Source organism: Chloroflexus islandicus, from assembly GCF_001650695.1.
Classification (GTDB): Bacteria; Chloroflexota; Chloroflexia; order Chloroflexales; family Chloroflexaceae; genus Chloroflexus; species Chloroflexus islandicus.
In genome coordinates, this window is record NZ_LWQS01000033.1 from 87,243 (window position 1) to 109,735 (window position 22,493).

Here is a 22,493-nt window from a genome sequence, read left to right on the forward strand (position 1 = left end):
ACCAGTCGTAAGAGAGTGGCTTCACCGCAAGATCGTCAATGGCAGCGGAACCGGTTGCGCAGCCACGACTTCACCGTTGCGCACCTGAAATTGGGCGATCGGAATGCTATTTGCACTTAAGCTTATTCCCTATTCCCCACTCCCTATTTCTCTACTCACCCCCGCCCGCCGGCCAAGCGCGCCGCCGCCGGCGAGCGCCGGAGCGTCGCCATCGCCCAGATGCCAATCGCCGGCCCAAGCGCCAGCCCGGCAAAGGCCCACCGCCAGCCAACCCAAGCCACCAGCGGCGGCACCAGCCAGATCGTGATCAGGGTGAGCAGAAAGCCCAAGCTGGTTTGCAAGGTCAACGCGGTGCCGGTGCGTCCGGGGGGTGAGAGTTCGCTTACCGCTGCCGAGAATTGGGCTGAATCGGCGACGACGGTCAAGCCCCAGAGCAAGGCCAAACCGGTGACCAGCCACGGATTGCCGCCGAACGCTAGTCCGATCACCAGTGCGCAACCGCCGCTGATGGCCATCGCCGCGATCGTAATCGTAGTGCGCCCCAGCCGGTCGGCGAGTGCGCCAGCTACGACGCTGCCGAGGCCGCCCATCGCAATTGCGGCAAAGGCAGCCACGCCAGCCCAATGCGCCGCTACGCCACTGGCCTCGAAGCTGGCCAACAGAAAGAGCGGCAACCATGCCCACGCCGCGTACAATTCCCACATGTGGCCGAGATAACCGAGATTAGCTAACAACACTGGCCGCTCGCGCGCCACGTCAACCACCTGCCCCCAGCTAAAGCGCGGCGCAGCCGCCCGCAGCGGCCCTTCTCGCACCGCCGCCGCCACCATCACGCCCCCCAGCGCCGCCAACCCGGCAGCCAGCAACAGCGTGCGCCGCCAATCGCCAATCCCGCCCAACACATTGAGCAAGTGCGGTGAAGCTGAACCGATCGTCAGCGCGCCAACCAATACCCCAATCGCCAACCCTCGCCCGCGCTGCGTCCACGTCGCCATAATCTTCATCCCGACCGGATACACCCCCGCCAGCGCCATGCCGGTCAGAAATCGCAACGGCAACGCTACCCCCGGCCCCTCGGCAAACAGCGCGATCAATGCCGTGCAGAGGGCCGCTAGCGTCGCCGCTCCGGCAAAGAACCAGTGGGTAGGCCAGCGATCGGCTAACCCCAGCGCCGCTGAGCCAAACGCGCCCACGGCAAAGCCCAGTTGCACCGACATGGTCAACCACGCCCGCACCGTATCGTCTAACCCCCATTCGGCGGTCAATGCCGGCACCACCGCTGAAGCGGAGAACCACGTGCCTTTCGCCAGCAACACCGCTAGCGCCAGCCAAAGGATGACCAGCCACGGACGGGCCGGTTGCGCGGGGATGGTTGTCATGCGTTTACTCCGTCAACCAAACGACAATACACGGTTGCCAAAGAATGACCCTATTTTACTGCACGCAACTATTGCGCGTGCTATACTAACATCTGTAAATACCCAAAGCGATCTATCAATCGATCCACCCCTTGCCTAAGACGCCGCTCTGCGCATGATCATGCCGTGAGCGAGCGTGGCCATTCGTTCACATGGAGGAACGACCATGACTCAGCGCGATACGGAATCATCCGCTGCCGCTCCATTAACCCTCCGCTCCCGGATCGAGGCGCTCCGCCAGCAGCGCCACCGGCTCGAACAGGGCGGCGGCCCCGACCGGATCGCTCGCCAGCATCAAGCCGGCAAATTGACCGCCCGCGAACGATTGCACCTGCTGATCGATCACGATACTTTTCAGGAACTCTACCTCTTTGCGCGCCATCGCTGCACTGCCTTCGGCATGGCCGATAAAGAAATGCCCGGCGAGGGGGTCATTACCGGCTGCGGCAGCGTTGATGGCCGGCAAGTGTTTGTGGCGGCGCAAGATTTCACCGTTGCCGGCGGCTCAGTCGGCGAGATGCACGCCGATAAGATTTGCCAAACGATGGATCTCGCCCTCAAGTGCGGTTCGCCATTCATCACCATCAACGATAGCGGCGGCGCGCGCATTCAAGAGGGCATTGACGCGCTGAGCGGCTATGGGCGCATCTTTTACCGGAATGTGCTGCTTTCCGGCGTCGTGCCGCAAATTGCCATCATTGCCGGCCCCTGCGCCGGCGGTGCTGCCTATTCGCCGGCGCTGATGGATTTTATCATTATGGTGCGCGGCAGCGAGATGTTTATCACCGGCCCGGAAGTGCTCAAACAAGTGACCGGCGAGCATGTGACCGGGGAAGAGTTGGGCGGGCCGGAAGCGCAGGTGCGTAGCGGCGTCGCCCACTTTATCGCCGAGCATGATCACGAGGCGATCGCGATTTGCAAGCGGTTGCTCAGCTTCTTGCCCGCGAATAACCTCGAAGACCCGCCGGAGCGTGGCGATGGCGAATTGCGCTGGTTCACCGATCCTGTGCTCGATACTATCATCCCCGATGACCCACGTGAACCGTACGATGTTATTCCGATCATTAAGCGACTGGTTGACGACGGCGATTTTCTCGAAATTCAGCGCGGCTTCGCCGATAATGCTGTGATCGGCTTTGCCCGCATCGATGGCAACACGGTCGGGATTGTCGCCAACCAGCCGATGGTCATGGCCGGCGTGCTCGACATTGACGCCTCTGATAAGATCGCGCGCTTTGTCCGCTTCTGCAACGCCTTTAACATTCCCATCATCACCTTCGTTGATGTGCCCGGCTTCTTGCCCGGCGTCGCCCAAGAGCGCGGCGGGATCATCCGCCACGGCGCCAAGATGCTGTTCGCCTATTCGGCTACCACTTCCCCCAAGATTACGGTGATTCTGCGCAAAGCCTACGGCGGCGCCTATCTGGCGATGTGCGGCAAAGACCTCGGCGCTGATCGCGTCGCGGCATGGCCAAGCAGCGAGATTGCGGTGATGGGGCCGGAAGGCGCAGTCAATATTATCTTCCGCGAACAGATTAAGCAGGCCGAAGACCCAGCCGCCGCTCGCGCCGAGTTTTTGCGCCTCTATCGGGCCGAATTCGCTTCACCCTACGTTGGCGCGGCTCGCAACTTGATCGATAGCATTATTGCGCCGAGCGAAACCCGGCGCTACCTCAGCCTCGCACTGGCCTCGCTGCGCACCAAGCGCGAGTTCCGCCCGCAGAAGAAGCACGGGTTGGTGCCGCTATGAGTGAATGAAAAGGAGGGTGCATGATTGACCCGACTGCCGATCCGCTGCTGATTGGTTTGCAAATCACGATCACCGGCGTCACGATCGTCTTCATCGTGTTGGCTATCGTCGCCATCACCCTAAGCGCGCTTAGTGCCAGCCAGCGCCTCTTCCGGCCCAAGCCGGTTGAGCCAGCAACACCGGCCACCCCACCACAGCCGCCGGCGACCGCCGATCAGCTCGATCCCCAACTGATTGCCGTGCTGACGGCAGCCGCTGTAGCGACGTTGCAACAACCGGTGCGAGTGCTGCGGGTGCGCTACTATCGCCAACCGTCAGGTATGTGGACACGCTTGGGCCGGGTGAGCGTGATGGCTTCGCGCCAATTGCGCCGGTAACAGTGCGTTGCCCTATCACCGCCCGTTCACTGCCTGCTCGCCGATACAAATAAACCGGAGTCGCTATGAAACGCTTGCGCATTACCGTCAACGGTATCAGCTACGAAGTCGAAGTTGAGGTCTTGGCCGATGATGATGAGGCGACCCTCACCGCGCCAACCAGCATCAATGCGTTGCCTCCGGCTCGAGCAGCCACGCCGCCGGCGCAAACCGCCGCCGCCCCCGCCGCCCCGCCCCCCAACACCCATCCCAGCGGGCCGGGAGTCTTGGCCTCGCCCATTGCCGGCATCGTGGCCGAAATCAAGGTGAACATCGGCGATCACGTGAAGGAAAATGATCCGTTAGTCGTGATCGAAGCGATGAAGATGAACTCGAACGTCAGTTCCCCGGTCGCCGGTACGATTCGCGCGATCAATGTCAAGGTCGGCGATTCGGTGCGGCAAGGCCAACCATTACTGGAGTTTGCCTGATGGAATGGCTGATCGGCTTCTTTGAAGCGAGCGGGTTGGCCCATCTGTCATGGGGCAATCTGCTGATGATTGTGGTCGGCTGTGTGTTCGTGTACCTTGCGATTGCCCGCGGCTTCGAGCCGTTGCTGCTGGTGCCGATTGGGTTTGGCATCATCCTCGGCAACATGCCGTTCGAGCCGGGGATGGGGCAAGGCGTCTACGATCAGGGCAGCGTGCTCAACTATATCTACTTTGGCGTCATTGCCGGCGTCTTCCCGCCCCTGATCTTCCTCGGCATCGGCGCGATGACCGACTTTTCCGCCTTAATTGCCCAACCGCGCCTGATCTTGCTCGGCGCCGCCGCCCAAATCGGCATCTTTTTCACCCTGATGATGGCGGTGTTCCTCGGTTCGCGGTTGCCGTTCCTCGATCTCGCCAGCGCCGATGATCCGCTGCGGTTGTTGCGGGCAGCGGCGGCGATCGGGATTATCGGCGGGGCCGATGGCCCGACGGCCATCTTTATCGCCACCCGGCTTGCGCCTGATCTGCTTGGCGCGATTGCGGTGTCGGCCTATTCCTACATGGCGCTGGTGCCGGTGATCCAGCCGCCGATTATGCGCTTGCTGACCACCCGCGAAGAGCGCCTGATCCGGATGCCGCCCCCCGCTGAAGTCAGCCGCGCGCAACGGATCCTCTTTCCGATTATCGGGTTGATCGTTTGCGTGCTGATTGTGCCTGACACCCTCCCGCTGCTTGGCATGCTCTTCTTCGGCAATCTGCTCAAAGAGAGCGGTGTTACCGAGCGGCTGGCCAAAACCGCGCGCAGCGCCCTGATCGACAGTGTGACGATTATGCTCGGTTTGACGGTTGGCGCCAGCACCCAAGCCAGCAACTTTCTCACCCCGCGCTCGGTTGCGATCTTTGCCCTTGGCGCCTGCGCCTTCGCCATTTCCACCGCTGGCGGGGTGCTCTTCGCCAAATTCTACAATCTCTTCACGAAAAATAAGATCAACCCGCTGATTGGAGCTGCTGGCGTGTCAGCGGTGCCGATGTCGGCCCGCGTCGCTCATGGGGTGGCGCAAGCGGAAGATAAGCAGAACTTCTTGATTTGGCAGGCGATGTGCCCCAATGTGGCCGGCGTGATTGGCTCTGCCGTCGCTGCTGGCGTGCTGTTGGTCATTCTACGCTGACCGGGAAGAGGATCCGGCGCGCCATCAGAGGCCATTCCGGCATCACCCGCAACGCAGTGCAGAGCATCACCAGATCGATGCTCCCATCTTGAATGACCGCATCAGCCAGCAACGGATCGCTGAGCTGGCCGGAACCGATCACGACCGCCTCGCTGGCGATGCGGCGAATACCGGTGATCAACGGGATCGTCCATCCCGGAAACCGGGCCACATCGGGGGTGTAACGAGTGACCGTCACATCGAGAAGCTGCGCGCCAGCAGCTACTGCCCGCCGCGCAATCAGGCGCGCGTCTTGCTGGCTCAACCCGCCGGGGATCAGTTCAGCCGCCGGCATGCGCAGCCCAACCCACAGCCGCCGGCCAAAGCGCTGGCGTATCTGCTCGATAATAGCGAGCACCGGTTGGATCCGGTCGCCAGCAGCGCCGCCATTGCTCAACGGATGGCGCGGCGAGACCAGTTGCGCCAGCGCGCCATCGTCGGCAATCGAGAGGAAGACCCCATCAGCGCCGGCGGCAAGCGCGCGCCACGCCGCTTGGAGGTACAGCTCAACCAAACTCGCTGCCGGTATGCCAACCGCCGGCGCTTCCAGTAAAAAGGCGATCCGGCTGCCAAAGGCATGCGCCGCCGCCGAAAGCCGGCGCAAACCGGGCAAGAAGCCATCGTGCCAGATGCCGAGGTGCGCTGCCGCCTCACCCGGATCACAAATCAGCAGCGGCTCGGTGATGATAAACCCAACTCCCGCCCGCGCTCGCCGCTCGTAATAACTCACGAGCGCAGCATGGCAGAACCCATCACGTCCGGCTAGCCCACTCGGCGCCGGCGCCATCACGATTCGATTTGCCAGTCGCCGGCCAGCCACTTGTAGCGGTGTAAAGAGATCTGCCATACTACGCTCGCATTGCAACCTTACTTACCGTAGTATAGCCAGAGAGTTCACTCTTCCGCAAGACGCTGCGCAAAGCGGAATCTTGCCGGCGTTTGTTATAATGACGGTAATTATTCGCCCATGCACCAAGTCGCCGCCTAGTGCTTGAGACTCGTATGTCGCCCATTACTCATTTGCCATCCGCTCGCCTGCGGGTTGTCCTCTTGCTGCTAGGCAGCGTGCTCTGGTTGTTCGGTATGTGGCTCTACTGGAACACCACGGCAGCGGCTCGCCCTATTGCCCAGCTCGACCGGTTGCCGATCGTGCGTACCGTCTACTTCCCAACCACCGGCCATCACCTCTCCAATCGGGTTGGCTTCCTCGATTTCTGGCGCGCCAACGGCCAACTGCACACCTTTGGCATGCCGATCAGCGAAGAATTGGTGATCGATGGCCGGATTGTGCAATATTTCGAGCGCGCTCGCTTTGAATACCATCCCGAATATGCCGGCACACCGCTGCAAGTTCAGCTTGGTCTGATCGGGCAAGAATGGCTTGCCCGCCAATCGATCGCTTTGCCGCCAGCAGCCGCTGGCGCGGCTGGCGCGTTCTTTCCTGAAACCGGGTACACCCTGAGCGGCGAGTTTCTTGAGTTTTGGGAACGGCGCGGCGGTTTGCCGATCTTTGGCTTCCCCATCAGCGCCGAACACACCAGCGATGGCAGCGTCATCCAATATTTCGAGCGCGCCCGCTTGCGCTACCGGCCTGATGCCCTCTCGCCCTTTCTCCGCCAGCAACAAGGTATATATGGCTTCGATCTCGATGCGCTGCACGAAGTCGAGATCGACGACATAGGCCGCCAATTGGCCGACCTGCTCGGCATCAATACCGCCCCCGTTGCGCGCTTGCCCGGCGCGGTTGACTGGAGTCCGGCGCTGTGGTCGCGCCGGATCGAAGTCGATCTGGCCCGCCAGCAACTCTTCGCCTATGAAGACCAGTTGCTCGTGTTTACGGCGCCAGTCGCAACCGGACGCGACGGATTTAACACGCCGCGCGGCGCTTTCGCGATCTATTACCGCTTGCCCGAACAGACAATGACCGGTTGTCTCGGCGGCGAGTGCTGGTATGTCCCGAACATTCCATGGGTGCAATACGTGGTCGGCGGCGTCGCTCTGCACGGCACCTATTGGCACAATGCCCACGGCACGGGGGTGCGCATGTCGCATGGCTGCATCAATTTGCGGATTGATGACGCCCAATGGTTGTATGAATGGGCCGATCTCGGCGTGCCGGTACAGATTTATTGAGCAATGAAAGCCACCCCACGGCGAATCCGCTCCGGCAGCGCACCCTTTATCGCTGCGTCTGTGGCAGTAACCAGATTCCGCCCGTCGCATCCTCGCTGGTACATCCGCATCGCAATGAGGCACAGCTCACCGCAAGCCAACGGTCGCGAGCTGTTCCGTGTTATAATGGCGCAATAAATACCGTCACGCACAGGCCCATCCACTATGCTGTACGTACCCGATGGCGTTCCGCCAATTATCAAGAGCACGCTGGCCCGCGTCGAACGCACCCTGCCGCAACCCGGCGAGATATTGGTCAGGCAAGGCGGGCGCGTCGAGCCTGATGATGTGATTGCGCGCGGGGTAAGCGCCAGCGCGCCGCACATGATCAATCTGGCGCGCGCCCTCAACCTGCCGCCGGCGCAAGCGATGCGAGCGGTTGTAGCACCGATTGGCCAACCGATCAATGCCGGCGCCGTGCTGGCCCGGCGCGGTGGTCTGTTTGGCCGCCGTGTGCTAAGCCCCGTCAACGGGACGTTACACGCCGTGGATCCGGCCACGGGCTATGCGTTTATTGTGCCTGAACCGCGCCAGATAACGCTCACCGCCGGCATCCGCGGCATTGTGATGGAGGTTATCGACAACCGGCGGATTGTGATCGAAACGCCGGCTGCGCAACTATACGGCGCTGGCGGATTTGGCAACGATTGCAACGGCGTCACCCGCTTGCTCACACTCGATCCGGGCGAACCGATCACTGAGCAGATGATCGATGCCCAAAGCATGTTTGCCATCATCATCGGCGGCAGCGGGATCAGTGCGGCTGCGCTCAGGAAAGCGGTTGAGCATCAGGTGCGCGGGGTTATCATCGGCAGCATCGCCGAACGCGAACTACGCGCGTTCTTTCAGTGGGCCAAGCGGGTGCCATGGCCTATCGGCGTTCGCAATTGGCAATGGTCAGGCAATATTGCTGCACCGCTGACCATCGTGCTCACGGAAGGCATCGGCAATGCCCCCATGGCCGCGCCGCTGTTTGACTTGCTCGCCAATAACGACCGTCGCGAAGTCTTTATCGAGAGCAACACCAGCCTACGCCAACCCCATCGCCGCCCGCGGGTGATCATCCCCCTATCGCGCAGCAGTGCAACATCGCTTGAACCGCCGCGCCCGCCACTGCGCATCGGCGCGCTCGTGCGCCTGCTAGATCACGATCATCTCGGCCAAACCGGCTCCGTGCGCAGTTTGCCGGCTTTACCCCAACGCTTGCCGTCGGGCGTGCGCACTGCGGCAGCCGAAGTGGTGCTGAACAGTGGTGAAGCGATTTGGTTGCCGCGCAGTTGCGTTGAAGTGATAGCCTGACTACGTACTTACCCGAAATTTCTACTTCAAGTCGTAGCTATTTCGGGTATACTTATGGGCAGTAGTAGATGGTTACACGTTGAGCGATACCGCGAGAGAATTCAATGACCTATCGTATTGTCGTGGTCGCCCGCGCTAATCCTATCTTGCGAAACTTACCCGCAGCGATGGCCGGCGATGCAACGGTACAAATCTTCGACTCAGCCAACGATGCGCTCTGGGCCATTAGCACTGAGCCGCCCGATCTGGTGCTGAGCGAACTCGAACTCGACGAGATGAGCGGTCTTGATCTCGCCGAGATTGTACCGAATTTTGACCCGCAGACACGGGTCGTCTTGTGGGGCGCTGGCCTGAGCAATGCTGACCGCGAGCGGGCCAAGGCCGCCGGCGTGAGCACGGTGCTGAGCGGCGAGGTGAGTCTAGATGCAGTGCGCGCAGCCGTAAGCAGCGCGCTCGATACGCCGCGCGCTGCGCCGGCGCCGCCGGCGCCGCCAGCGCCGGCAACAACGCGCGCCGTTGCCGAGACACCGCGCAGCGAACCACCCAAACCTGTCACGAAGGAAGAACCGCCAGCGCCGCCGCCGGCCGAACCTCCGCCGCAGCGCCCCTTTACTCCGGCGCGGGTGGTGTTGCCATCACGGGCGGAACGCGAAGCGGCTGAACGCGCGGCCCGCGAGGCGGCTGAGCGGGAAGCGGCTGAACGGGAAGCAGCCGAGCGCGCGGCCCGCGAGGCGGCTGCCCGGGAAGCGCCGCCACACAAAGGCGGCTTGGCCGCCCGTTCACGCGCGGCTGCCGAGCGCCGGGCGAGCACACCGGCCGCCCCAGCGGCTACCCCCGCAGCGGCTGAGCCGCCACTCGCTTGGCGCAGCGATGGCCGGAACCTAATCGTCACCGAGCAAAACATTGCGGCGATCCGCAGCGTCATGAGCCAATTAGGCCAAGATCTCGGCACGCAGAGCATTATGCTCACTGATCGGGCCGGGATGATCCTCGTCGAGACCGGCGACAAAGGCAACCTGCCGCTGATGATCGTCTTGCCGCTGCTCTCCACCGGGTTCTCAACGACCGGTGAAGTGGCGCGCCAATTGCGTGAGGAAGATGCGACCAGCGTCTACATCCACGAAGGTGTCAACATTGACCTCTACTGCTTCGATGTGGCGCAGCGGTTTTTGCTGGTCTTGGTCTTCAACAAGCGGGTGGCTAGCTCGAAGATCGGCGCCGTGTGGGTGAATGCCAAACGCGCCATTCGCGAATTGCGTGATGTGTTGGCGCGGTCGTCGTCGTAGGGGCAGGTAGGGGCATAGCGTTGCTATGCCCCTACCCCCCTACGATGACGACCGCACTGCGTCTCTGCCCCCTTCCTCGCCGTTTGCCCGTACCGCATAGCTATGGTATACTCGCGACGGCTTCGCAAAACCGTGACAATCTCTACACAGGTTGTTTGCGAAATTTTGCGAGGTGCGTTATACTGTTTGTGAAAGACGGAACAAAAAAGTGGTCGTTCGCGCTCCGGGCTGCAGCGCGCACAGAGCAGGGCGCTGAGCAATGCCCGACGTTGTCGAGCAGGAGGTAGGCGTTGTCAACGCGGACTCGAAACATTCTGATCATTGTAGGGGCGCTCATCATTTCGATTGCTAGCCGCTTTTTCCTCTACACCGGCCCACCCCATGTCGAAGTCGCAGCCGAAGTGATCTTTGACGGCATTCCCGGTTTTCCCATTACCAACTCGTTCGTTGTCACCATCATCATTGACATTTTTGTGATTGCGCTCGCGTTCGTTGCCACCCGCAACTTGCAGATGGTGCCGCGCGGAGTGCAGAATGTGATGGAGTTTATCCTCGAAACGCTGTACAATCTCTTCCGCAACATTAACGCGAAGTATGTTGCAACTGCGTTCCCATTGGTAGCGACGATCTTCCTCTTCGTGCTGTTTGGCAACTGGTTCGGCTTGTTGCCGGGGGTGGGCTCGATTGGCGTCTGCCACGAGAAGAAAGAGAAGCATGGCGTTGTAGTAGACGAGCGGTTGGCAATCGCTGGCCCGGCGAGTGTGCTGGCAGCCGAGAGCGAAGAAGTGCATGACACCTGCGCCGCGCAGGGCAAGAAGCTGGTGCCGCTCTTCCGCGCGCCGGCGGCTGACCTCAACTTCACCTTTGCCATTGCAGTCATCTCGTTCGTCTTCATCGAGTACTGGGGCTTCCGCGCCCTTGGGCCGGGTTATTTGAAGAAGTTCTTCAATACGAACGGCATTATGTCGTTCGTCGGCATCATCGAGTTTATCTCCGAGCTGGTGAAGCCCTTCGCGCTGGCCTTCCGTCTTTTCGGCAATATCTTTGCCGGCGAAGTGCTGCTGGTGGTGATGGCTTTCCTCGTGCCGCTGTTGCTGCCGCTTCCCTTCTACGGCTTCGAGGTGTTCGTCGGGTTTATCCAAGCGTTGATCTTCGCGCTGCTGACCTACGCCTTCCTCAACATTGCCGTGACCGGCCACGACGAGGAGCATGCACATTGATCGGGTTCGCGCGGATCTTCCGCGATCGTTTGGGTGTAAGGTATCGTTGCAGAGTCTGCTTTAAGGAGGCATCTCAATCATGGAGGGTCTGAATCTCGTCGCAACCGCGCTCGCCGTTGGTCTGGGCGCTATTGGGCCGGGTGTTGGCATTGGCATCATCGTGTCGGGTGCGGTGCAGGCGATTGGCCGCAATCCTGAAATCGAGAACCGGGTCGTCACCTACATGTTCATCGGTATCGCCTTTACCGAAGCACTCGCTATCTTCGGTCTGGTGATTGCGTTCTTGATCGGTTTCGGCGTGTTGCAGTAGAGCATTGCGCGTTTACGGGAGGTTTGCAGGGTGGAAGCATTAGGTATTAACCTGACCCTATTTCTCGCGCAACTGATCAACTTTCTGTTGCTGATCTTCATTCTGCGCGCGCTGCTGTACCGGCCGGTAATGAACCTGCTGAATGAGCGCACCAAGCGGATCGAAGAGAGCGTCCGCGACGCTGAGAAGGTGCGCGAGCAGTTGGCCAACGCCAAGCGCGATTACGAGGCTGAGCTGGCGAAGGCGCGGCAAGAGGCGGCCAAGATCGTGGCGCAGGCGCAAGAGCGGGCCAAGCAGCAGGAGGCTGAGATCATTGCGCAGGCGCGCCGCGAGGCCGAGCGCCTGAAGGAAGAGGCCCGTGCGCAGGCCGAGCAAGAGCGCGCGCGGATGATGAGCGAAGCCAAGACTCAGATCGCTGATCTGGTCACCTTGACGGCGAGCCGCGTGCTCGGCGCCGAATTGCAGGCCCGCGGCCACGATGCGTTGATTGCCGAGTCACTGAAGGCGCTTGATCGCCGCAACTAACGTCGCAGACTGGCGCCGCTAGTCTGCCAGAGGAAACAGAGCGTATGGCAACGACCATTGATGCACGGGAGCTGGCCAGCCCGCTTGTGGAAGCGCTGCTCACCACCGCCGCCGAGCAGATTCGGGCCGCGGCGCCGCGGATCGCTGGCCTTGGGCCGAGCGATGCTGCGGCGGCCCTGCCGGCCGATCTGCTGCCCCAAGTGCGCAATTTCTTGCTCGCAATGGCCAAAGAGGGGCTGACTGGCGAGTTGGGCGCTGTGGCGGCCGCCTTGCAGAGCTATCTCGAGGCCGGCAGCCGCGTCATCGACGCGAGTGTGACCAGCGCGATCGAGCTGAGCAGTGAGCAGAAAGAGCGCATTGCGAGCGAGTTGCGCCAGCGCTACGGTGACGTCCACGTGACGTATTATGTTGATCCGACGCTGATTGGCGGGTTGATTATCCGGGTTGGCGATCAGGTGCTTGATAATAGCCTGCGCGCCCGCCTCAGCGCCATTCAGCGCGCATTGCAGGCAAGTTAAAGTAGCACTCAGCTCGCTGGCCCGGTGTCGCCGGCCGCCAGCGCGACGGAGTAAAGCATGACGACGATTACTGAAGAATTGATCGCCCGGCTGAAGCAGGGGATCACCAGCGGCGTCGACCTTCAGCCGCGTCAGGTCAATGTCGGAACGGTGATTGCCGTCGGTGACGGCGTCGCGCGGCTGTCCGGCCTTGATCAGGTCGTCGCCTCTGAGATTGTTGAGTTCCCGCCCAAGGCCGGCCGGAATGAATCGATTTATGGCATTGCCCTGAACCTCGAACAAGATAGCGTCGCCGCGATTATTCTCGGCGATGACGAGACGATCGAGGAAGGGGATATGGTGACCTCGACCGGGCGCGTGATTTCCGTCCCGGTTGGGCAGGGGCTGCTGGGCCGCGTCGTGAACCCGCTCGGCCAGCCGATCGATGGCAAGGGGCCGATCTTGTATGACAAGACGCGCCCGATTGAGCGCATCGCCCCCGGTGTGATCACCCGCAAGTCGGTTGATACGCCGGTGCAAACCGGTATTATCGCGATTGACGCCCTGATCCCGATCGGGCGCGGCCAGCGCGAGTTGATCATCGGCGACCGCCAGACCGGCAAGACGGCCGTCGCAATTGATACCATCCTCAACCAGAAGGGCCAAGGAATGGTATGTATCTATGTTGCGATCGGCCAGCGCCGCGCGCAGGTGGCGCAGGTGGTCGGCACCCTTGAAAAGTATGGCGCGATGGAGTACACCATCGTCGTGTCGGCGACCGCCTCGGAAAGCGCCGCTCTCCAGTATATTGCGCCCTACGCCGGCTGCGCGATGGGTGAAGAGATTATGGAGAATGGCGTGATGCTCAATGGGCAATTGGTGCGCGATGCCCTGATCGTCTATGACGACCTGAGCAAGCACGCCGTCGCCTACCGGCAGGTGTCGCTCTTGCTGCGCCGCCCGCCGGGCCGCGAAGCGTACCCCGGTGATGTGTTCTACCTGCACTCGCGCTTGCTCGAGCGCGCTGCCCGCCTCAGCGATGAATACGGCGGCGGTTCGCTGACCGCGCTGCCGGTGATCGAGACGCAGGCCAACGACGTGTCGGCTTACATCCCGACCAACGTGATTTCGATTACCGACGGCCAGATCTATCTGGAGTCTGACCTGTTTAATGCCGGTCAGCGCCCGGCGCTCAACGTCGGTATTTCGGTGTCGCGCGTGGGTGGCGCGGCGCAGACGCGGGCCATGCGCGCAGTGGCCGGCAAGCTGAAGGGCGAGTTGGCCCAGTTCCGCGATCTGGCCGCCTTTGCCCAGTTTGCCAGCGACCTCGATGCGACCACCAAGGCGCAGATCGAGCGTGGCCAGCGCCTGCAAGAGCTGCTGAAGCAGCCGCAGTACCAGCCGCTGGCCGTCGAGGATCAGGTCGCCGTGCTCTATGCGGCCACCAACAACTACCTCGACGATGTGCCGGTGGCGATGATTACCAAGTGGCGCGACGATTTTCTGGCCTTCCTGCGCACCGCCCATCCAGAGGTGCGGAAGCTGATCTACGACAATCGCCTTGATCGCAAGTTCCCCACGCCGGAAGTCAAGTCGGCGCTGGAATCGGCGATTAAGGAGTTTAAGGCAACCAGCAATTATAGCTAGCAGGCTCCACCGGCGGGCGGGCGCAGGCCCGCTCGCCGGTCGCATGACTGCAAAGGGTTCGATATGCCGAGTAGTCGCGAGATTAAGCGCCGCATCCGGTCAGTGAAGAACGTCGCCCAAATTACGCGGGCGATGGAAATGGTATCGGCCTCGAAGATGCGGCGCGCCCAACGGAATGTGTTAGCTACTCGCCCGTATGCCGACCGCATGCGGGAGGTGATGGCCAATTTGACGGCGCGGGTGGTAGGCGCAGCGCGCCGCGGTACGCTGCTCGAAAAGCGCGAAACGATTAAGAGTGTGGCGTTGTTGGTGGTGACGCCTGATCGCGGTCTCTGCGGCAGCCTTGTCGCCAACGTCTTGCGCCGCGCCGGGCGCTTTATCACCGAGCAGCGCGCTATGGGCCGCACGGTCGATATTTACACCTTTGGCCGTAAAGGGCGCGATTTCTTCCTGCGCACGGGTTTTGCACCCGCCGGCGAAGCCACGCGCCTCGGCGATGCGCCCAAGCTTGAGGCGATCCTCGGTGTGGCGATCAACGCCATTAGCGGTTTCCAAGCGGGTAAATACGACGAACTCTATATCATTTATAGCGAGTTCATTAATACGCTGGTGCAGCGACCGGCGATTAAGCAGTTATTGCCGGTAGAAAGCCCCGATATCTCAACGACCACCAACGTCGATTATACGTACGAGCCGGGTGAAGAAGAGGTATTGAATAGCATTCTGCCGCGGTATGTCGAGACCCAGATCTATCAGGCGGTGCTTGAGAGCATCGCTAGCGAGCATAGCGCGCGGATGGTGGCGATGCGCAACGCTACCAATAACGCGAAGGATCTGGTGCGCGACCTGACACTTTCATTCAACAAGGCGCGGCAAGCCGCTATTACGAAAGAGGTCAGCGAGATCGCTTCGGGCGCCGCTGCCCTCGCCAGTTAATGCTAAGAGGAGGAGCCGATGCCGGCAAAGGGGGTTATTCAAGAGATTATCGGCGTCGTCATCCGGGCCAAATTCCCGGAGGATCAGGTGCCGGAGATCTATAACGCAATTGAGATTCCGCTGGAAGACGGCGGCCGCCTCGTCTGCGAGGTGCAGCAGCAGCTCGGTAATGGCGTGGTGAAGGCGGTCGCGATGGGTTCGACCGATGGCCTGCGGCGCGGGCTCGAGATTATCGATACCGGTCGCCCGATTGCAGTGCCGGTTGGCCCGGCGACGTTGGGCCGCGTGTTTAACGTGTTGGGCGACCCGATCGATGGGATGGCGCCGATTGGCCCTGAGGTGGAGCGCCGCCCGATCCACCGCGACCCGCCCAGCTTTGAGGAGCAGAACACCCAAGCCCAGATTTTCGAGACTGGGATTAAGGTGATCGATCTGATTGCACCGTTTACCCGCGGTGGTAAGACCGCTATCTTCGGCGGCGCCGGCGTGGGCAAGACGGTGGTGATTCAGGAGCTGATTGCCAATATCGCCAAAGAGCAGTCGGGCTTCTCGGTCTTCGCCGGGGTGGGTGAGCGCTCGCGTGAGGGGAATGACCTCATTCACGAAATGCGCGAGGCCCGCATCGACGAGAACACCACCGTGTTTGACAAGACGGTGATGGTCTTCGGCCAGATGAACGAGCCGCCGGGAGCGCGTCTGCGCGTCGGCTTGACCGCGCTGACGATGGCCGAGTACTTCCGCGATGAGGGGCGTGACATTCTGCTCTTTATCGACAACATCTTCCGCTTCGTGCAGGCCGGTTCTGAGGTGTCGTCACTGCTTGGCCGTATGCCGTCGCAGGTAGGGTATCAGCCGACGCTCGGCACCGAGATGGGTGAACTGCAAGAGCGGATTACCTCGACCAAGCGCGGTTCGATTACGTCGATGCAGGCGGTGTACGTGCCGGCAGACGACTACACCGACCCGGCGCCGGCGACCGTGTTTAGCCACCTCGACGCGACGATCTCGCTCGAACGCAGCATTGCCGAGCGCGCGATCTTCCCGGCGGTCGATCCGCTGGCATCAACCTCGCGCATTCTCGACCCGAACATCGTCGGCGAGGAGCACTACCGGGTGGCGCAAGAGGTGAAGCGCGTGTTGCAGCGCTACAAAGACCTCAAGGACATTATCGCCATTCTCGGTATGGAAGAGTTGAGCGACGAGGATAAGCTGACCGTGCAGCGCGCGCGCAAGATTGAGCTGTTCTTCTCGCAGCCGTTCACGGTGGCGCAACAGTTCACCGGCCGGCCCGGCAAGTATGTGCCGGTGAAGAAGACGGTCGAGAGCTTTGCCCGTCTGCTCAAAGGCGAAGGCGATCACATTCCTGAGTCGTTCTTCTATATGCAGGGCGATTTCGACGACGTGCTGGCCGCGTATCAGGCTAGCCAGAAGTAAGACCGGGCCGGCGGCGCGGGTCAGCCGTTGCTGCCGGCGTTGGTCTATGGCAGGCAGAAGGAGCAGTCCATGCCCATCCATTTAGAGATTGTCACCGCCGAGCGGGTCATCCTGTCGGATGACGTTGACATGATCAGCGCACCGACCAAAGACGGCCGGGTTGGTATTCTGCCGCGCCACGCTCCGCTGATGACGATCCTCGAACCGGGTGAGCTCGATATCATCAAGAATGGCGAGCGCACGCCGTTTGCCGTGTCGGGCGGGTTTATGGAGGTGTTGCCGCACCGGGTGACCATTCTCGCCGATACGGTCGAGCGGGCTGATGAGATCGACGAAGCGCGGGCCGAGCAGGCGCGGGCCGAAGCCGAAGCGCGCCGGCGCGAGGCGCAGAGCGAGCGCGATATGGCGCTGGCCGAGGCCAAACTGCGCAAAGAGATGGTGCGCCTGCGGGTGGCCCAACTCAACAAGATCAAACGGCGCCAATCGTAATCAGCTACCGGTGTGCAGCGCGGAACGCAAAGACGGTAAACGCACAGGGACACAGCAGTGCTGTGTCCCTATTGTCAATTGCCAGTATCCCTCATCATTTGTTATAATACGCCGCGATTATGCTGAGGCGGTTTTGCAGCCAATGGGAACCGACCATGCTGCACTCAGCGAAGATGACTGCGGGTGCTGAGCACCCGCCTAGTGGCATACTAAACTCTGACCCAGCACGACTACTGTGAAATGGCATCACACGCTGCCGTTTCCGGCATTCATCAGCAGGAACATCTATGGCCCGCAAAATCGGGATTGATCTTGGCACAGCCAATGTCTTAGTGTATGTCAAAGGCAAAGGCATCGTCCTTTCCGAACCATCGGCGGTGGCGCTGAGCACCCGCGACGGGCGCGTGCGCGCCGTCGGCGCCGAAGCGATGGCCATGTTAGGCCGTGAACCAGAGAGCATCGAGGTGGTGCGCCCGATTCGCAACGGCGTGATCGCCGATTATGTGGTGACGGAAGAGATGCTCCGCCACTTTATTGGGCGCGCGGCTGGGCGATTTCGCTTCTCGCGGCCTGAAGTGATGATCTGTATTCCCGCCGGCGTCACTAGCGTCGAGATGCGGGCCGTGCGCTACGCGGCCCTTGAGGCGGGGGCCGGCAAGGCTTACCTGATCCGCGAGCCGTTAGCCGCCGCGATTGGGGCCAATATCCCGATTGCGCAACCATCGGGCAACCTCGTGATCGATATCGGCGGCGGCACGACTGAAGTGGCCGTAATCTCGCTCAACGACATTGTGGTGAGCACCTCGGTGCGGGTCGGCGGCAACCGGTTCGACGAAGCGATTGCCTCGTACATCAAGCGGAAATACAATGTGCTCATCGGCGAACGCACCGCTGAAGCGGTGAAGATCGAGATCGGCTCGGCGTTGCCGCTCGATAAGCCGCTGGTGACGCAGGTGCGCGGGCGTGATCAAGTGACTGGGTTGCCGCGCACAATCCAAGTTGACAGCAACGAGATTACCGAGGCGATCCAAGAGCCGCTGGAGGCGATTGTCAATGCGGTGCGCGCGGTGCTGGTCGAAACGCCGCCGGAACTCAGCTCGGACATTATCGATAAGGGCATGGTGATGACCGGCGGCGGTTCAATGCTGCGCCGGATCAATGATCTGTTGACTGAGGTGACGGGCGTGCCCTGCTACGTGGCTGACCAGCCGGCATCGTGCGTGGCGATCGGCACCGGCTTGGCGTTGGAAAATCTTGATGTGCTGTACGACAGCCTGAGCGGGTTGGATCTGACGTAATCGGGTTAGACCTGACGTGATGAGAGACGGCGTGCGGCTCCAAAAGCCGCACGCCGTGCGGCGTTACGGGTGTAATATTTCTTGCGCAATATCGATGACGCGGTTATGCCCGTACAACATGTTATGGCGCATTTGCGCTAATTCGATCAGGTGTCCCTGCTCGTGCGCAACAACCCAATTCCCCTGATGCAAAAGCGGCACCGGCCCGTAGATTTCGTGATGACCGATCCGCTGCCACGCCGCTTGGGTGAGGCCGCGCAGCAAGCCTAACGTCTGCTGGCGGCTGGTGGTATATTGCTCGATCAACTCGTCGATTGGCATCGTGCGGTATTTCACCGCGCTCCGCAGCGTCGGCGGATGGGCTGACGACAGCTTGGGCTGGTTGGTTTCCAAGATCATCCAAGCGCGCTCGCGGAAGACAATATCCATGTCGGTGAGATGGCCGATCAGATCCTTGAAGGCCGGGAAACCGTTGACTGGCATAGCCAATTGTTCTTCGCTGAGACCGGCCACCAGCGCTTGCACCGTTTTCAAGCCTTGCTCCAGCCGGCGCACGATCGCGTGCGGCCCCAGCGTGCCCATACCATCAACAATCCGGAAGTCAAGGAAGCCCTCGCGCACAGTGCCGCATTCAGGGCAGAATGCCGGCGGATCGCCTTCCATCAGCCGGCCACACGTACTGCACACAAAGAGGTCACCTAGCTCGGTATAGGTGAGATCACGGCCATCGGCCAGCGCACGTGCGGCCCGCTCGAGGAGTTCGCGCTGAAAGGCACTGGTGCCAGTCACTGGCCCAGTCGCCGCAGCTTCTGGTTCGAGGCCGGCCAGCGCGCGATTGATATTAGTCAGCGTCTGCGCCACTTCACCCAATCGACGCATCGCCTGTTCGGCGCGCACCCGTTTGACCGCCGCCGATGCTTCGAGCAGACGGGCAATGTTGAAGAAGCGCTCACGCCGCGCCTGTTTGGCCCACACCGCATAGGCCGTCTGGCCCACACTCATGCTCACCAACAGGCGGCGATCATCTGCGTCGTTGGTTGTCATACGTCTACTCCGATCGTCTCAAGATACATATACCATTACGGGACCAGATGCCCGCTTACGCATGGTGCGAACGATGCTGCACCAGCTCAACCAACACCCCTTGGCCGCCTGCCTTCGGATGGACAAAGGCCACGAGCGTATCGTGGATGCCGGGACGCGGCTCGCGGTCGATCAGTGGAATGCCCCGCGCTTGGAGGGTGGCCAGCGCAGCAGTGATATCATCGACGCGATAGGCAATATGGTGCATCCCCGGCCCTTTCTCGCGCAAGAAGCGGGCAAAACTGGCTTGATCGCTGGTCGGCGCAATCAACTCGATCAACACATCGCCAAACCGGGCCACTCCAATCGCAGCATGGCGCTCAGGCAGCTCGATCCGTTCCCATTCCGTAATATCGAAGGCGGTGCGGTAAAAATCGATCGCCGCATCGAGATCAGCCACCACAAGGCCAATATGATCGACCGCAGTAAACATTGCATGCTCCTTCACTTCCACCGGTAGACCGATGGACATAGCATATCATAGCACAAGCGTAGTACAAGATAATTGACAGCCACTCGGGGTTGACTACAATGAACAACAATGACACACGAAACAGATGATCCGACAACGAGTATGCTGATCGTGGTCGCGGCTGCCTCTCGCATCTTGCAGGAAGAGCAGCCGCTGGTGCAGCGTATTCACCGTCTCTTTGGCTTGTTGCGCCTCGCCACCCGTTACCGTGACGGACGGTTGACGTGTTGGCTGCAATCGGCACGGCCGGGGGCAACCCGCCAGCAAATCTACTCGCCCGAGTCTTGGGCCTACCCGTGGGACAACAGCCTAACGCGGTCAGTGGCGCTCGGCGGCAAGACCGTTACCAAGACAATTGCGCTGGGCAACAGTCGCCAAACTGAGAGTTTACCGGTGATTTCGGCAGGGTATCTGGGGGCGCCAATCTTTTGGGGAGGACGGCTCTGGGGCATTCTCGAACTGCGCAGCGACGATCAGCGCCGGCTAGACGGACGGATCGGCGAAGTGATCGAATCGCTCAAGCCGCAACTAGCAGCGGCTATTGCGCAAGAAGGGGCACGATTGCCACGCCTGCCCACGCCGCGCGTTGCCGGCGAGACGCCGCTCGGCCTGACGCTTGCTCCCTCGCTGCGCCAGAAGATCATCGCCCTCAACGAACAGCTTGACCGCACGCTCGACTTGCACGAGTTGTTGGGGATCATTTTACGGCGGGCATTAGAAGGCAGCGGTGCCGAAGCCGGTGCGATCACGCTGGTCGATTCTGAACGGCATGAACTTGTGCTGCATCTCTACGAAGGGTATGAAGCCGAACGCACTGGCGCAGCACTGCCGGCGATGCCGCGCCAGCGTTGGAGCTGGGACATTGGGCTGGCTGGGCAGGCGGTCAAAACGCAGCGCCCGCTCTTGGTGCGCGATGCCGGGCGCGAGCCGGGTCTGCCGCCCGGCATGCCGTTCCTAGCCGAGCTGGCCGCACCCATTATTGCAGATGATCAGGTGTTGGCGGTCTTGATCCTGCACAGCCGGCGGGCCAATACCTTCAACGAAGAGGTGCTCGCGTTCATTGATGCGCTCCGCGAGCGGGCAGGGAGACCGCTGGCCCGCGCTGCGGCGTATCAAGTGGCGTATGAAACGTCATACCATCTCGGTCAAGTGTTTAGCAGCTTGCCCATCGGATTGGCGCTGATCGACCTGAACGGTCGCGTCATTCGCGCCAACCCCGCGTGGTATCACGTCTGGCGCTTGCCGGAGCAATCGCAACGGCCTTCATTTTTCGTCGGGATTGATTTGGTTGAGCATTTGCTGGCCCGGCTGGACAATCCGTTTCGCTTAAGCGAGTTCTGCGATCTTGGCCAGCGCGCGCCCGATCAAGTCTTTGAGACGAGTCTGCAACTCCGCCAGCCCTACCAAGCGTTGCACGTGCTTTCGGTGCCGACCCGTGACAGCCAGCAGCAATTGACGGGCCGGTTGTGGGTGGTAAGTGATCGCACCCGCGAACGCGAGTCAGACCGGCTGAAGGATGAGTTTATCGGGATTGTGTCGCATGAGTTGCGCACGCCGCTGACATCGATCCTTGGCTACACCGAGATTTTATTGAACCGGCAAGATCTCGATGAAACCAGCCAGCGCGAGTTTTTGACCACTGTCTCGAACGAAGCCGAGCGGCTGCACAAGTTGGTGAAGGATCTGCTCGATGTGTCGCGGCTAGAGGCTGGCGTGGTGAAGCTAAACCGGTGGGCGGTTCGGCTGGGCAACATTATTGAGGAGTTGACCCTTCAGCTTCACACCCAACTCGTGCAGCACAAGCTCCTGATCGATATGCGCCCCCCGTTGCCGCCGGTATTCGCCGACCGCGACAAGGTGAAGCAAATTATCTTCAACTTGCTGAGCAATGCCATCAAGTACAGTCCGGAAGGCACTGAAATTCAATTGACGGTGCGTTACGCGGAAGCAAGTGATTTGCCGGCTAACCATCCACCCGGCCAGTGGATGTTGATTGTGGTGCGCGATCAGGGGATTGGGATTGCACCGGAAGATCAGGCAAGGCTGTTTGAACGGTTTCAGCGGGTGGATAACAGCAATACGCGCCAGAAGAGCGGTGTCGGGCTAGGATTGTACATTACGCGCCTGCTGGTCGAGTTGCACGGAGGCCGGATTTGGGTGCAGAGCACGGTAGGCAAGGGGAGCAGCTTCTCGTTTACCTTGCCAATTTGGTCGGCGCCACGCGGCGAGCTGGCCGGCGATGAGGGGGGAGATAGGGAGTAGGGAATGAGGGAAAGCAGTGCGGGCTCATAGCCCCACCCCTTCCCCGCTGGGGGAGGTTGGCCCTCATCCCCGGCCCCTCCCCCGCTGGGGGGGATGGAAGTTTACCGCTGAGGGCGATGAGTACGCAGAGGGTGAAGGGGGAATCGGGAATTGAGAGGAGGAAGGATGCTCCCTCCTCCCCATTTCTCAACCTACCTCTGCGTCCGTTGCTTTGAGTGCCCCCGGCCCTGAAGGGCCGGGCTTGGGTTACGAAGCCCGCTGCGCGGGCTGATGGCCCTCACCCCACGGCCCCGCTCTCGCTGGGGGAGGTTGGCCCCCCCCCCCCCCCCCCCCCCCCCCC

Annotated in this window: 21 protein-coding genes; 17 read left to right on the forward strand and 4 right to left on the reverse strand. The window is 61.2% G+C overall.

Translation table 11 applies throughout. The annotated features are described in order from the left end of the window. Nucleotides 1-155: 155 nt before the first annotated feature. Nucleotides 156-1,379, reverse strand: coding sequence for an MFS transporter (locus A6A03_RS02600; protein ID WP_066783279.1), 1,224 nt, complete (start codon nt 1,377-1,379; stop codon nt 156-158). A gap of 205 nt (nt 1,380-1,584) precedes the next feature. Between A6A03_RS02600 and A6A03_RS02605 the strand changes: the two genes are divergently transcribed. The 4 genes from A6A03_RS02605 (at nt 1,585) to A6A03_RS02620 (ending at nt 5,184) form a co-directional block, all read left to right on the forward strand. After that, nucleotides 1,585-3,168 carry an acyl-CoA carboxylase subunit beta gene (locus A6A03_RS02605; protein ID WP_066783281.1) on the forward strand — a complete coding sequence of 528 codons (1,584 nt, stop codon included), beginning with the start codon at nt 1,585-1,587 and terminating at the stop codon, nt 3,166-3,168. A 20-nt stretch (nt 3,169-3,188) separates the two neighbouring features. After that, complete coding sequence (locus A6A03_RS02610; RefSeq protein ID WP_066783283.1) at nt 3,189-3,545, forward strand: OadG family protein; 357 nt, start codon at nt 3,189-3,191, stop codon at nt 3,543-3,545. Nucleotides 3,546-3,610: 65 nt separating this feature from the next. Beyond that, nucleotides 3,611-4,015 carry a biotin/lipoyl-containing protein gene (locus A6A03_RS02615; RefSeq protein ID WP_066783285.1) on the forward strand — a complete coding sequence of 135 codons (405 nt, stop codon included), beginning with the start codon at nt 3,611-3,613 and terminating at the stop codon, nt 4,013-4,015. Then, nucleotides 4,015-5,184, forward strand: a complete 1,170-nt coding sequence (locus A6A03_RS02620) for a sodium ion-translocating decarboxylase subunit beta (RefSeq protein ID WP_066783287.1) — start codon at nt 4,015-4,017, stop codon at nt 5,182-5,184. The genes A6A03_RS02615 and A6A03_RS02620 overlap by 1 nt, the downstream gene beginning before the upstream one ends. Here the strand turns inward: A6A03_RS02620 and A6A03_RS02625 are convergent. Continuing rightward, nucleotides 5,171-6,070, reverse strand: a complete 900-nt coding sequence (locus A6A03_RS02625) for an oxidoreductase (protein ID WP_066783289.1) — start codon at nt 6,068-6,070, stop codon at nt 5,171-5,173. The two genes, A6A03_RS02620 and A6A03_RS02625, sit on opposite strands and share 14 nt — an antisense overlap. A 155-nt stretch (nt 6,071-6,225) precedes the next feature. On the opposite strand from A6A03_RS02625, the gene A6A03_RS02630 reads away from it, so the two are divergent. The 12 genes from A6A03_RS02630 to mreB all read left to right on the forward strand — a co-directional run bounded on the left by A6A03_RS02630 (nt 6,226) and on the right by mreB (nt 18,336). After that, nucleotides 6,226-7,356, forward strand: a complete 1,131-nt coding sequence (locus A6A03_RS02630) for a L,D-transpeptidase (RefSeq protein ID WP_066783292.1) — start codon at nt 6,226-6,228, stop codon at nt 7,354-7,356. Nucleotides 7,357-7,560: 204 nt separating this feature from the next. Next, nucleotides 7,561-8,694: a hypothetical protein gene (locus A6A03_RS02635; protein ID WP_066783294.1), complete on the forward strand. Its 1,134-nt coding sequence runs from the start codon at nt 7,561-7,563 to the stop codon at nt 8,692-8,694. Nucleotides 8,695-8,798: 104 nt separating this feature from the next. Further along, nucleotides 8,799-9,980 carry a response regulator gene (locus A6A03_RS02640; protein ID WP_066783296.1) on the forward strand — a complete coding sequence of 394 codons (1,182 nt, stop codon included), beginning with the start codon at nt 8,799-8,801 and terminating at the stop codon, nt 9,978-9,980. Between the two features lie 290 nt (nt 9,981-10,270). Next, nucleotides 10,271-11,200, forward strand: coding sequence for a F0F1 ATP synthase subunit A (gene atpB, locus A6A03_RS02645; RefSeq protein ID WP_066783298.1), 930 nt, complete (start codon nt 10,271-10,273; stop codon nt 11,198-11,200). A gap of 79 nt (nt 11,201-11,279) precedes the next feature. Continuing rightward, complete coding sequence (gene atpE / locus A6A03_RS02650; protein WP_012258898.1) at nt 11,280-11,510, forward strand: ATP synthase F0 subunit C; 231 nt, start codon at nt 11,280-11,282, stop codon at nt 11,508-11,510. A 30-nt stretch (nt 11,511-11,540) separates the two neighbouring features. Next, nucleotides 11,541-12,035 (forward strand): F0F1 ATP synthase subunit B, encoded by a 495-nt coding sequence (locus tag A6A03_RS02655; protein ID WP_066783300.1) that lies wholly within the window; start codon nt 11,541-11,543, stop codon nt 12,033-12,035. Between the two features lie 44 nt (nt 12,036-12,079). Further along, nucleotides 12,080-12,553 (forward strand): ATP synthase F1 subunit delta, encoded by a 474-nt coding sequence (gene atpH, locus A6A03_RS02660; protein ID WP_066783303.1) that lies wholly within the window; start codon nt 12,080-12,082, stop codon nt 12,551-12,553. 57 nt (nt 12,554-12,610) lie between these two features. Next, the gene (gene atpA, locus A6A03_RS02665) at nt 12,611-14,179 is read left to right on the forward strand and encodes a F0F1 ATP synthase subunit alpha (RefSeq protein ID WP_066783305.1); all 1,569 of its coding nucleotides are present in this window, start codon (nt 12,611-12,613) and stop codon (nt 14,177-14,179) included. A 63-nt stretch (nt 14,180-14,242) separates the two neighbouring features. Beyond that, on the forward strand, nt 14,243-15,115 hold the full coding sequence (locus A6A03_RS02670) for a F0F1 ATP synthase subunit gamma (protein WP_066783307.1): 873 nt from the start codon (nt 14,243-14,245) through the stop codon (nt 15,113-15,115). Between the two features lie 18 nt (nt 15,116-15,133). Next, on the forward strand, nt 15,134-16,549 hold the full coding sequence (atpD, locus tag A6A03_RS02675; RefSeq protein WP_066783309.1) for a F0F1 ATP synthase subunit beta: 1,416 nt from the start codon (nt 15,134-15,136) through the stop codon (nt 16,547-16,549). A gap of 69 nt (nt 16,550-16,618) precedes the next feature. Continuing rightward, nucleotides 16,619-17,038 (forward strand): F0F1 ATP synthase subunit epsilon, encoded by a 420-nt coding sequence (locus A6A03_RS02680; RefSeq protein ID WP_066783311.1) that lies wholly within the window; start codon nt 16,619-16,621, stop codon nt 17,036-17,038. A gap of 287 nt (nt 17,039-17,325) precedes the next feature. Next, nucleotides 17,326-18,336, forward strand: a complete 1,011-nt coding sequence (gene mreB, locus A6A03_RS02685) for a rod shape-determining protein (protein ID WP_066783313.1) — start codon at nt 17,326-17,328, stop codon at nt 18,334-18,336. Between the two features lie 63 nt (nt 18,337-18,399). On the opposite strand, the gene A6A03_RS02690 is transcribed toward mreB, so the two are convergent. Further along, a complete protein-coding gene (locus A6A03_RS02690; RefSeq protein WP_066783315.1) occupies nt 18,400-19,380 on the reverse strand; it encodes a DinB family protein in 981 nt (326 codons plus the stop codon). A 55-nt stretch (nt 19,381-19,435) separates the two neighbouring features. After that, entirely contained in the window at nt 19,436-19,891 is a 456-nt protein-coding gene (locus A6A03_RS02695) for a VOC family protein (protein ID WP_245668787.1), read from the reverse strand. A gap of 69 nt (nt 19,892-19,960) precedes the next feature. Here A6A03_RS02695 and A6A03_RS02700 point away from each other — a divergent pair, with 69 nt between their 5' ends. Next, complete coding sequence (locus A6A03_RS02700; RefSeq protein ID WP_066783319.1) at nt 19,961-22,153, forward strand: ATP-binding protein; 2,193 nt, start codon at nt 19,961-19,963, stop codon at nt 22,151-22,153. Nucleotides 22,154-22,493 lie beyond the last annotated feature (340 nt).